An 11,868-nucleotide genomic window follows, 5' to 3' on the forward strand; every position below is an offset into this window, starting at 1 on the left:
AAAGCAGCCGGGGGTTGTGGTTATCCACAGCCTCCGGTCTTTTTGTCCCCTTTTTAAAATTCATCCACAGCTGCTTGGCTCACCGCAGTTTTGCGATGGCGCACCCTTTGGGCGCGTGCTTGAGTATGTCCCATGAACTTTGGGGGAAGAAATAATCAGAAGTTGATTCAGCAGTCCTGCAACATCGACTCGGCCAGGGGAGGGGATCGGAAAGGACAGCCAACACCGGTCCGACTGGAACGGGAGAAAGAGGATCTCGCTCTGTTGCGGGCACACGTCGCCGGAGACAGTCGGGCATTCGGCATGCTGGTGGCGCGACACCGCGCCATGCTGCTCAATGTCGCGAGGCGTCACTGTGACGCTCCGCTTGATCCGAACGATTGCGTACAGGAAGGTCTTCTTCGGGCTATGAATGCGGCCCGGGGCTTCCGGGGCAATTGCTCAGTGGCGACGTGGCTTTCGCTCATTATCAAGCACGCGTGCATGGACTACTACCGAGGTCGCTTCGGCCAGGCCCCGGTTTGCGAGGATGAGGAGACTTTCGCACGCAAGATTGACAGCCTTTCCACGGAAAAGAACGATGTCACTTTGCGTATCGTTATGTCCGATGCGCTGGCGAAGTTGCCGAAGGATCAGCGGGACGCTCTTTTGTACCTCGACATCTTCGGATACTCCATTACGGAAACTGCACGCAGTACCGGCCATCCAAGCGGGACTCTAAAATCTCGCCGCGCCCGGGCTCGCACATTCCTCCGCCGTCGGCTTAGCGACGTGTTGGCGGCCTAGCGTAGCCGGTGACCTCAGGCGGGGAATATCCCCGGTTAGAATCGCGTTGGCTGTAGGAGAGGCTTCGGGTAGTTTCAGTCCCGGAGTTTTTATATTCCGATTAAACAACTTATGAACGCGTTAGTGGAGGAATTTCATGAGCGACACCGTACACGACCTCATCATTGTGGGTTCTGGCCCTGCCGGCTACACTGCCGCAACTTACGCTGCTCGCGCAGAGCTGAACCCGGTTGTGTTCGAGGGTATTGAATTCGGCGGTCTACTCATGACCACCACCGAAGTGGAGAACTACCCCGGATTTTCCGAGGGCATTATGGGCCCGGAGCTCATGGATCAGATGCGTGCCCAGGCCGAGCGCTTCGGTGCCGACCTGCGCATGGAGATCGTGGACAAGATGGATCTATCCGGCGATATCAAGTCCGTCTGGGTAGGGGAGGAGGAGCACAAGGCCCGCGCCGTCATTCTGGCGATGGGCGCCGCACCTCGTTACACGGGTGCCATGGGCGAGCAGCAGCTGCTGGGTCATGGCGTCAGCGCCTGCGCTACTTGTGACGGTTTCTTCTTCCGCGATCACGACATCGCCGTCGTCGGCGGCGGCGATTCCGCAATGGAAGAAGCTACCTTCCTGACTAAGTTTGCAAAGTCGGTCACCATCGTCCACCGCCGCGATGAGTTCCGCGCCTCCAAGATTATGGTCGAGCGCGCTGCCGCAAACGAGAAGGTTCGTTTCGCGACCAACAAGGTTGTCTCGAAGGTCCTCGGCGCGGAAGAGGGCAGCGTCAAGGGCCTTGAGCTTGAAGACACTGTGACTGGCGAGAAGTCCGTGCTCGATGTGACTGCACTGTTCGTCGCTATCGGTCATGAGCCTCGTTCTCAAATGGTTGTCGATCAGGTTGAATGTGACGAGGCCGGGTACGTAAAGGTGGCTTCCCCGTCCACTCAGACTTCACTGAAGGGCGTCTTCGCAGCCGGTGATTTGGTGGACTCGCACTACCAGCAGGCAGTCACCGCGGCGGGATCTGGCTGTGCCGCCGCTCTGGATGCCGAGCACTACCTCGCATCACTTTAAAATCTTAAACTTTCAGTAAAACGCCCACTAACTGCAGTTATTGCAATATAGTGGGCGTTTTCCTTTTATTGGTAATAGCCAACTATCACCGTCTCCCAACTTTAGGAGTTTTTGATAATTACTGTTTCAAACTATCGGCTTATGCCAATGGATAACCTCTGCCACCCCCAAAGTCTGCAAACTTTCGACGTGCTCGAGTCCGACCCGACACCGCTTCCGACAATTAAAAAAACCTAAATTAAAACGAGTATTGATAGTTTTACCCGTCGAGCGCTAAACTGATATACAAAACGAACACGCAACCACTCCCGTGGTCTCCTAAGCCTCGTAATCGAGTACTTAAGAACTAGTCCGGACTCCATGAGAGCGAGCGGAAAGGATTGAAATGTCTACAGTCAACGTTACCGCCGATACCTTCAAGTCGACCGTCCTCGAATCCGATAAGCCAGTCCTCGTTGACTTCTGGGCGGAGTGGTGCGGTCCTTGCAAAAAGGTCTCCCCGGTGCTCGATGAGATTGCCGCCGAGCTCGGCGACAAGGCCGTCATTGCCAAGGTAAATGTCGACGAGCAGCGCGCGCTAGCCGGGATGTTCCAAATCATGTCGATTCCGACTTTGCTCGTGTTTAAGGACGGAACCAAGGTAGAGGAACTTGTCGGCGTGCGGCCGAAGTCTGAAATCCAGGGCAAGATTGAGAAGCACTTCTAAGAGTTTCACTATTCAGTTCAGTTTCTGACACCCCGGTTGGGTGCGTACATCACCCTTCTATGATACTCGAGTGACGAATGTTACGAAAGTTTAATAATCCGGGGTACTGGGCTTTTGCGTCTGGGATGGCACGGAACCGCTTATTTACCGTGTCATGAGAGGCTAAATCGCAACGCAGGCTGGTATTCTATGACCACATAATGCGTAGGCGTTCTTCTTGGCTGACGTTGCGTATCAACGCAAGATATGAACTACCGCTTGGTCCGGCATATCGTGGCACACAAGCCCGAAGCCTGATTTGTGCTGTATTAATCAGCACGGGAGCCCAACCCGGTGAAGGCCGCCTACCTCTCATGTCGGTGGACCGATCGGAAGGGAGTCTTTGTGCCTGAGTTTTTGACGGTAGGTGACCGTTCACCCCGTGTGGCGGAAGTGCGCTCTACACTCGCAAGACTCGGCCTTCTCTCCGGCTGGGAAGGCTCAGCTGCCGAAGAGAACTCTCCGCAATGGTCTGGGGACGACGATCTGTTTGACGATAATCTCCGCGATGCGCTCTTGGCATTCCAGCAGTCCAGAGGTGTCTATGCGGACGGCGTTATCAGGGACACTACGCTTCGCCTGCTTCGAGAGGCGACCTACACCCTTGGAGCACGGGTTCTTTCCTACGATCCTGTATCCCAGATGACAGGCGAGGACGTAGGGCAGCTACAGGCTACTTTGCAGGAACTCGGCTTTCACGATGCCCGGGTCGACGGACACTTTGGACCGAAGACTGATGCTGCGGTTCGCGATTACCAGCTCAATTACGGGCTTGAACCGGACGGAATTTGTGGCCCGGTAACGCTCCGAGCGCTTAGCTACCTGGGTCGGCGTGTCACAGGCGGCTCTGTCAGCGCATTCCGTGAGAAAGAGGTAGTCCGCACTAAGGGTCCGAAGCTCGCAGGCAAACGCGTTGTCATCGATCCAGGCCTTGGCGCTGGTGACCCTGGGATGGTCGTCGAAGGTCCTTACGGGCAGATTTCCGAAGAAGAAATCCTCTGGGATTTGGCTTCTCGGATCGAGGGACGCCTGGTTGCCGCAGGCGCGGAGACTATTCTGTCTCGTCCTCGGACTGATAATCCCACAATCGAGGACCGTGCGGAGTTAGCGAACGCCTTTGGTGCCGACGTCTTCATCTCGCTCCAGGCTGATCATTACCAAAATGACCTGGCCAATGGCGTCGCCACTTTCTATTTCGGCTCAGAGAAGGGCAACAATTCGATTCTCGGCGAGCAGCTTTCGTCGCTGATTCAACGTGAGATTGTAGCGCGCACTCCGCTTACCGATTGTCGTTCACACGGCCGGACCTGGGATCTGCTAAGGCTGACCCGTATGCCGACGGTCGAGGTGGCGGTCGGGTACATGACAAACCCTGGAGACATCGCAACCCTGTCTTCCCCAGATCAGCGCGATACCATTGCCGAGTCAATCGTTGTCGCGGTCAAGCGACTCTACCTCGGCGACGACGAACCGCAGCCGATGACCGGTGCGTATAGCTTCGTTCAGCTTCTCGAGGCGGAAAATTCTTAACCGACCAAAGCGTTTAGAAATGCTGCACTCGCTGTGTATCGACTTAGCGCAAGCCAAACGAGCTGCGGCTACAGACTAAAAAGCCTGGCCCGAATAAACCGTTCGGCCGAGCTTTTTTCTAGAGCATGGCCCACGGCTTCGTCCCAGTTGAGCTCGGCATCTAAGTCGATGCGCAGCTTCGGATGTACTGGATGAGGCGTCATCACCCGGAAACCTGCTTCCAGTAGCGTTCTCGTCCGAATCATCTCTCCGAACTCGTGATTTATCGCGCTCAACGAGTTTGAGTGACACGGCTTCAGGCTCCGTGCAGCACCCAGGCTTTGCTCCAGCTCTTCGAAAAGAAGACTCGCTTCTGCATCGTCAGCGCCTTCTTTGTTACAGTCAATCTCCGCCGTCTCTCGTTCGTCCTCAGCACTGCCGCTGCATCCGAACGCTTCCACTGCATTGACTCCTCGCTGCGCTAGGTTGTGCAGCGTTGTCAGGAGCAGGGCTCGGCTCATTGCATCATCAACTTCGAATGGATCGAAGTGGAAACTGGTCAACGCGATTGCGTCAGGGGAAATTGGTCCAGATGGAAAAGAAAAAGTTGTCGGGCAGAATCTCGGCGGGGAAAACAGCAAGGTTCCTACTGTTCGAAAGCTGTCTTTGTCGAGGTCTCGCATGCCCTCTGCCGAGGGTTTCGCCGAATCGGCCAGCCTAAGCGAAAAGCCACATGAGCCCCAGGACAGGAATACCGCATTTAGCCATGCCTCCTTTTCGAGGCGAACCTGATCGACATCCTGATGACTGCGATTCCGGTCGATATCACCCGAATGCTCTAAATAGCCCGGAGCACGCTTTAATTCGTCTCCAGGTAATTGGGGAGCCCTATCGGCATCCAAAGCGCTTAAATCGTCGTTTCTGGCTATTTCTGGGGCAATTTCGCCTGCGCACCTATCATGGTAGCCGGTAAATCTGGCGCGACGAGCACCCTGTTCCCAGAAAAGACTCGTCATCGTTTCCGGATAGACCGCATCGATGTTTGCGAGGTCAATAGGTGTGATTATGAAGTCTTTCACCAATCGTCACTCCTTTTTCCGCGGTCCGGGGGGGGACGGGGCGAGGCGCAGGTGTCTCGGAAAATCAGTTTTCGTTCACGTTCATTAGCGCCATGATGCGATCAAAGTCTTCCAGGTCGCCGAACTCAATAACGATTTTTCCCTTTCGCTTGCCCATCTGAGCTGTGACCTTGGTATCGAAAGAATCGGCCAAGCGGTCAGCCCAAGTGTTCAGCACCTCCGGCTGGGGGAGGGGAGTGCGCTTCTTCTTTTCCTGTAGATTTCCCGCATTAAGGAGGGTCACCGCCTCTTCGGTGGCCCGCACTGAAAGTCCCTCAGCGACGATACGCTCCGCCAGTCGCTGCTGATCCTCCTTGCCGGTCTTGACTCCCAAGAGCGCACGCGCATGACCCGCGGACAGTACGCCGACGGCTACCCGTCGCTGCACCTCAACGGGCAGCTGCAGCAATCTGATCATGTTCGTGATAACCGGCCGAGAGCGTCCAATCTTATCGGCTAATTGAGCCTGAGTGACACCAAATTCTTCAAGCAGCTGCTGATACGCAGCCGCCTCTTCGAGCGGATTCAGCTGAACGCGATGGATATTTTCCAAGAGCGCGTCCCGCAGCATGTTTTCGTCCGAAGTCTCTCGGACAATCGCAGGAATGACATCGAGGCCGGCTTTTTGCGAGGCCCGCCAGCGTCGCTCGCCCATGATAATTTCGAACTCTGGCTGCTTCGCTCCAGGATTCTCTTTTCGAGCCGCCTCGAGAGCGAGCTTGCGGTTTCTTCCCTCAATTGGCCTGACGACGATTGGTTGCATCAAACCGAATTCGCGAATCGAGTGTGCAAGCTCTGCTAGTGGCTCTTCGTCGAAGACTTCGCGAGGCTGGCGCGGATTTGGCGAAATCAGCTCTACGGCAATTTCACGGTAGGTGGCTCCGATGTCGCTAACATTCTCTTGGCTAGCTTCGAATGTTTCACGTGAAACATTTTTCGCCGTATCCTGCGCCACTTCTACCGAACTAATGTCAGAGACATTATTGTCACTGTGACTTTTCTCTGGCACTGTGGAGGACGGTGCAGTAACGGGGGAATTCGCCGATTTTTTCTTATTGGCAGCACCAGCCGTCGTACCCGCATCCCGGTTCGGACGGTTTTCCGAACCACGCACGACGGGTCCATTTTTACGCGGACCAAAAATTATATCGGCCGCACTGTCGCCCACAGAGGGACTTTGCTCTGGGGCAGTAGGGATAAGAGCAGCCAACCCTCGGCCGAGACCACCGCGACGAACTTCTTTCTTAGGATTAGACATCGAAGAATCTCCTCAGTATTAGTGGCTCGAACTAGAACGGCTATCAGCGGCGTGAGCTCCGTGGGTTTCAGGAGACTCCGTACCTGGCTTCACTCCGATGGCGTTGCCACCCGACGGGGCGGGGTAGTCCCCACGGGTAGCCAGTTCCTTCGCGGCATCGAGGTAGGCGACGGCACCCCTCGAACCAGGATCGTAAGAAATTACTGTCTTCGAATAACCAGGGGCTTCGGACACCTTGACCGAGCGGGGAATAAGGTTGCGCAAAACAACTTCCCCGAAATGAGTCCGAACCTCGTTGGCGACCTCCTCCGCCAGCTTCGTGCGGGCGTCATACATCGTGAGCAGAACGGCCGAAATATGGAGGGCTGGGTTCAGATGCTGGCGAATCATCTGCACATTATTGAGAAGCTGAGTGACGCCTTCCAAAGCATAAAACTCGCACTGAATAGGTATAAGCACTTCGTTTGCTGCAGTCATGGAGTTCAGTGTCAGGAGACCGAGCGACGGAGGACAGTCGATAATCAAAAAGTCGAAATCATTGTCAATCAAGTACTGATCCGGGATGGCGTCGAGGAGGCGACGCTCTCGGTTTAGAAGCGAGACAAGTTCAATTTCTGAACCGGCGAGATCCAGGGTCGCTGGAATGCAGAAAAGGTTTTCAGACTCGGGGGAGGATTGAATAACCTCGTCCACCGTCATCTCACCGATGAGAAGCTCGTAAGTTGAAGGGGTGCCGGTCCTGTGCTCGATTCCTAGGGCGGTTGATGCGTTTCCTTGAGGGTCGTTATCGACGACAAGAACCTTCAGTCCGTGACGAGCCAGTGCAGACGCAATATTGACCGCCGAGGTGGTTTTACCCACCCCGCCTTTTTGGTTGGCGATTGTAATTCTGCGGGGCTGGTCCGGCCGCGGAAGAGACAGCCTGTTGGGAGCCTTAACTTGCGCTGCGCGTTGCGCTGCGGCTGCAATCGGCGTGTCTTGCCAGGACTTACGAGCCATGAAAAATTCCCCTTAAGTGCGTCAGGCCGCTGTCGGAACAGACGGGTCGTCGAATTTGAGCGACCCGATAGTCCTGTACTCCAGTGACCTTTGCGCGATTCGTTTACGTGAAACGTGAGACTTAGAAAAACAGAATTAAGAGCAATGTTTCACGTGAAACATCGCTCCAGAAACGAAAAATTGCTTTGGTTCGGCTTCTACTCTAACCCTTTTTCCTACTTACTCTCAATGCTGCGAAGTACTTAAAAGGCTTAGTTGCTAACGGCAGTAGACATAACGAATATGCAATCGAGAAAAGAAACCGCAACCCCCTAGAACGGCCAACAGCGTGTGGGTGGGGTAGGGGATTGGTTATCCAACCGGCAGGCATCAAAAGCAAAGAGGTGCCGCTCGACTACTTCTTCTTGATAATTACCACATAGGTTGGCGTATCTAGGATAGAACTTCCAACTTCCACGACACGGGGGTTAAGACCCTTGGCTTTCTGGATTATCTTGGAATCGCGTTCAATCTCTTCGCCTGCAGAACTGCCTTTCAGTGCGACCATCACACCGCCAGAGTGAACAAGAGGAAGTGACCAACGTGCCAGCTTGCCCAACGGAGCCACTGCCCGAGAAGTGACAACGTCTACACCGCCAACCTTTTCGAGTACTTCCTTATCCTCAGCACGTCCTCTAACCACGATTACGTTAGACAACGACAAGTCTTCGACGACCTCCGACAGGAAAGTGGTGCGCCGCAAGAGCGGTTCGACCAGATACACAGTGAGGTCAGGGCGGGCTAGCGCCAACGGAATGCCGGGAAGGCCGGCGCCAGAACCAATATCGGCGACAACCAAATCCTTGCCTATGGCTTCGCCAACGACCGCGGAATTGATGATATGACGGTCCCACAGCTTCGGAGTTTCCCGTGGGCCAATAAGGCCACGTACGGTGGCCTCTTGCGCGAGCCACCGATGATATTCACGCGCTTTGTCGGCATTCGCACCAAATACTCGCTCAACCAACTCCGCAGGTTCCGGAGAGGCTCCCAGCCCGGCCTCGTTGTAATCCGTCTCGGCGAAATGCTCAGACACTAGCGCTTCCTTCAACTACTCGGCGTTGTTCGTCGTGCTCATTCTACCGCCCCCGCAAGCCGACGCCCTAAGTCGAATTAGCGCCGAGGGCTACCGTCCTATGAAACATTTTCGAATGATTGTCCACCCGCCCCGACTTAAATCGCCCAGGGATCCATCAGGCTGAGCACAAGGATTAAGTCGGGATGTTTCACGTGAAACATTAAAAGGAAAACCATTCTGCTCCGAACTCGAAGAAGCCTCAATAACTTACAGGACCGTAATTACACTGCTGCAATGGTCCGACTACCAACCCCATGCATCTTACGGGTCCACCCACGTTCCAAAGTTCCTCGAAACACCTCGAAAAACTTGCCCCAGAAGACATAAAAATAACCCCGCCACGACGGGCGGGGTTATCAATAGTTCGTAGACGAAGGTGACTCTTTACCTCTTACGCTTGCGCTTCTTGGAACGAGCGGGCTTCTGTCCAACAGCCGGCTTCGACGCAGGACCAGCCTGCCCCTTACCGGAACCAGCAGCGGGTAGGTGGGACGAGGTAGCGGAGCCTTCGCCGCCGGACTGCTGCACACCAGACGAGTTGCCGGCGGCGTCAGTAAGCGGCTTACCGCCCTTCTTCGGATTAATCGGCTTCTGGCCGACCTTCGGGGCGAGCTTTTCCTGAGCCTCGCGCTTGGCGGCCTTCTTCTCCGCAAGCTCCTTAGCCTCTTCCTGATCCAGCTTGCCGAAGATGTAGCGCTGCTGGAAGTAGGTCCAGATGTTGTTAGTAACCATGTAGACCAGAAGACCAATGTGCCACAGGAAACCAGTCGCGAGAATCATGATTGGGAAGAACCAGAGCATCATCTTGTTCATCATGTCCATCTGCTGACCCATGACGCCTTCCTGGCGAGCCTGCAGACCGGAAGCCTGGCGGGCCTGAGTGCGGTTGACAGACATGCGAGCGTTGAAGTGCGTTGCCAACGCGGAGATGATGATCAGCGGGACAGCGACGTAAATGATGTCCATACGGCTGAAGTCTGCAGGAGTACCAGGCACGGTGAAGGCCTCATACTGCTTAACATCCATCCCCACCGAAGCGGAAAGAGGCGCATTGAACACGCGGGCTAGCAAGAAGGAGCGAACATCCTCAACCTGGAATAGGTAGTTCGGGGTATTCCAATTGTCAATGACTGACATGCCACCGGATTGTCCAACGGCCGCGGCCCCTTCACCGGTGCGGTTGAATGAACGCAAGACGTGAAAGAGGCCAATAAACACCGGCATCTGAACCAGGACAGGCAAGCAGCCGGCTAGCGGGTTGACTCCCGTTTCCTTCTGCAGTTGGCGCATCGCCATTGCCTGAGCCTGCTGATCATTCTTGTACTTTTGTTTGATGGCCTGCATTTGCGGTGCAAGCTGCTGCATCTTAATCGCCGAACGCTGCTGATTCAGCATCGGCTTGAAGAGCAGGATACGAATCGTGACCACCAGCAGTACGATTGCCAGCACCCACGAGATACCCGATGAGGGCTCGAAGAGAAATCCTGTGGCCTTATGCCAAAACCACAGGATTCCCGAAATGGGAAAATATACAAAATTGAGCACGGTCTAGATTCACTCCGATCTTTTAGGGGCGCATCGAAAAGCACCTTCGTCTACACGTAAAACCCGCATCATGCGGGATAAAGCCACTCTGAGAGCCTTATTAGAGGTTACCTGTGCATTCGTCTCCACCACGAACCCAGGCCGGGAAATTCCCTCGGAACCGGATCCCATCCACCAGGATGCCAAGGCGCGCACCGCAAGATCCTCAAAGTTGCGAGCCACAGGCCCCGCACGGCACCAAAACGACGCACTGCCTCCAGACCATAAGCGGAACATGTGGGTTCGAAGCGACACGTACTCGTTGGCTTCAGAGAGGAAATCCGCCTTCGATAAAACAAAATGGCGCGTTCAACGACACGCGTGCCGACGCCGCGTGGCGGATAACCGTCGGAAAGCGCGGAGTCGGCGGGCGGAGGAGAGGACTCGATGGGACGAGCGCTAGCGCTTTCCCCTTGAGGAACGCCGGAATGATCTGAGTGCCGATTGCACATCTTCAGTGAGCTCCTGGCTGGTGGCCGTGGCGGAGGCCGGGAGAGCGCGGAGAACTAGGTCGCAGGACGACGGAATCTCATCGCGCAAGCCCAGGGCAACGTGACGCAGCTTGCGGGATACCGCATGCCGCGTAACGGCATTGCCAACTGCTTTAGACACGACAAGGCCGATACGTGGTCCACCAATTCTGGCGACCGGCGTATCGGCCTCGTTGCCACTCTTAGAGGTGGCGGTATCACGAATATGCAAGACAATGGTCTTGCGTCCGATTCGGCGCCCTCGTCGCACCGTGACCGTGAAATCACTGGACGAACGTAGCTTGTGCTGCTCTGGGAGCACCGAAATCGGTGTCCTATTTAGGCGGACAGGCGGGCACGGCCCTTGCTGCGGCGAGCTGCCACAACAGCGCGACCGGAACGGGTACGCATGCGGGTACGGAAGCCGTGCACGCGTGCACGACGGCGGTTATTCGGCTGGAACGTCCGCTTCGACACGGTTGACACTCCTTGAAACTTGAAAGATCACAACGACCACTTGACCCGACAAAGGCCACGCGGAAGCCGCGATGCACGGAAACATTACTTACCGGCAAAATAAAGACTTAACTGTTTGCCGGGTCCGGTGCGATCGGCAACTGCACGCTAGGAAAAACGATGCGGTGCAAACGCACCCGGACTCATATCTCAATGGATATGAAACACCCGGATAGATTACGTCGAGCGGGGGGAGTAATACAAATCAACACGCGGAAAAATCGCAAGAATATATTTCCCGAACTTCGGGCGCTTCACACGGTTTGACCACTGGAAATGACAAATTGTCCACTAGAATTCACACGCATTCATAAAGTCAAGCTGTGGATAACTCTCTCCCCAACATTCACAGCGAACTGGGCAAACGCTCTATTTACGCAGGTAAATAGCGTGCCGAGGGCCATTTTTTCTTTGTGGGCAAACTGTGGATAAGCTGTTGATTATTAAGCGCCGCAGTTTATCCACAGGTGTGGACAAACATGTGGAAGTCCAGGCCACAGGGCAGTCTGCTCTGTGCAAAATTGCCCCACAGGGCAAATTACAAAAAATAGCCCCCATTTGGGCATTTGCGCCTCAGTTGATTGAAGTCTGTAACCTACTCTCACGAATCAATCTCCGGCGGCGGCTGTGGACACTAAGCTGCGATGCATCTTCAAACACGTAATCCGTCGTTAAGCAAAGAAATAAGGAAAGCACC

The 11,868-nt window shown here is 55.0% G+C and carries 12 protein-coding genes; 4 read left to right on the plus strand and 8 right to left on the minus strand.

The window, feature by feature from the left end; translation table 11 throughout:
- Positions 1–162: 162 nt before the first annotated feature.
- From CLAC_RS12085 to CLAC_RS12100, 4 genes are all read left to right on the plus strand, one after another.
- Positions 163–786 carry a sigma-70 family RNA polymerase sigma factor gene (locus CLAC_RS12085; RefSeq protein ID WP_245621897.1) on the plus strand — a complete coding sequence of 208 codons (624 nt, stop codon included), beginning with the start codon at positions 163–165 and terminating at the stop codon, positions 784–786.
- A gap of 136 nt (positions 787–922) precedes the next feature.
- Positions 923–1,855 carry a thioredoxin-disulfide reductase gene (trxB, locus tag CLAC_RS12090; RefSeq protein WP_053413124.1) on the plus strand — a complete coding sequence of 311 codons (933 nt, stop codon included), beginning with the start codon at positions 923–925 and terminating at the stop codon, positions 1,853–1,855.
- 385 nt (positions 1,856–2,240) lie between these two features.
- The gene (gene trxA / locus CLAC_RS12095; protein ID WP_053413125.1) at positions 2,241–2,561 is read left to right on the plus strand and encodes a thioredoxin; all 321 of its coding nucleotides are present in this window, start codon (positions 2,241–2,243) and stop codon (positions 2,559–2,561) included.
- Between the two features lie 384 nt (positions 2,562–2,945).
- Complete coding sequence (locus tag CLAC_RS12100) at positions 2,946–4,130, plus strand: N-acetylmuramoyl-L-alanine amidase (RefSeq protein WP_053413126.1); 1,185 nt, start codon at positions 2,946–2,948, stop codon at positions 4,128–4,130.
- A 68-nt stretch (positions 4,131–4,198) separates the two neighbouring features.
- Here CLAC_RS12100 and CLAC_RS12105 read toward each other — a convergent pair whose 3' ends face one another.
- The 8 genes from CLAC_RS12105 to rpmH all read right to left on the minus strand — a co-directional run bounded on the left by CLAC_RS12105 (position 4,199) and on the right by rpmH (position 11,132).
- Positions 4,199–5,188 carry a hypothetical protein gene (locus CLAC_RS12105; protein WP_053413127.1) on the minus strand — a complete coding sequence of 330 codons (990 nt, stop codon included), beginning with the start codon at positions 5,186–5,188 and terminating at the stop codon, positions 4,199–4,201.
- A gap of 64 nt (positions 5,189–5,252) precedes the next feature.
- A complete protein-coding gene (locus CLAC_RS12110) occupies positions 5,253–6,485 on the minus strand; it encodes a ParB/RepB/Spo0J family partition protein (RefSeq protein ID WP_053413128.1) in 1,233 nt (410 codons plus the stop codon).
- An 18-nt stretch (positions 6,486–6,503) separates the two neighbouring features.
- A complete protein-coding gene (locus CLAC_RS12115) occupies positions 6,504–7,484 on the minus strand; it encodes a ParA family protein (protein ID WP_053413129.1) in 981 nt (326 codons plus the stop codon).
- Positions 7,485–7,878: 394 nt separating this feature from the next.
- Complete coding sequence (rsmG, locus tag CLAC_RS12120) at positions 7,879–8,517, minus strand: 16S rRNA (guanine(527)-N(7))-methyltransferase RsmG (RefSeq protein WP_053413456.1); 639 nt, start codon at positions 8,515–8,517, stop codon at positions 7,879–7,881.
- 468 nt (positions 8,518–8,985) lie between these two features.
- A complete protein-coding gene (gene yidC / locus CLAC_RS12125) occupies positions 8,986–10,146 on the minus strand; it encodes a membrane protein insertase YidC (protein ID WP_053413130.1) in 1,161 nt (386 codons plus the stop codon).
- Between the two features lie 107 nt (positions 10,147–10,253).
- Positions 10,254–10,637: a membrane protein insertion efficiency factor YidD gene (gene yidD / locus CLAC_RS12540; protein ID WP_082313440.1), complete on the minus strand. Its 384-nt coding sequence runs from the start codon at positions 10,635–10,637 to the stop codon at positions 10,254–10,256.
- Positions 10,585–10,977, minus strand: a complete 393-nt coding sequence (rnpA, locus tag CLAC_RS12130; protein WP_053413131.1) for a ribonuclease P protein component — start codon at positions 10,975–10,977, stop codon at positions 10,585–10,587. Before rnpA ends, yidD begins: the two co-directional genes overlap by 53 nt.
- Before the next feature lie 17 nt (positions 10,978–10,994).
- On the minus strand, positions 10,995–11,132 hold the full coding sequence (rpmH, locus tag CLAC_RS12135; protein ID WP_005511646.1) for a 50S ribosomal protein L34: 138 nt from the start codon (positions 11,130–11,132) through the stop codon (positions 10,995–10,997).
- Positions 11,133–11,868 lie beyond the last annotated feature (736 nt).

It is taken from the genome of Corynebacterium lactis RW2-5 (assembly GCF_001274895.1).
Lineage (GTDB): Bacteria > Actinomycetota > Actinomycetes > Mycobacteriales > Mycobacteriaceae > Corynebacterium > Corynebacterium lactis.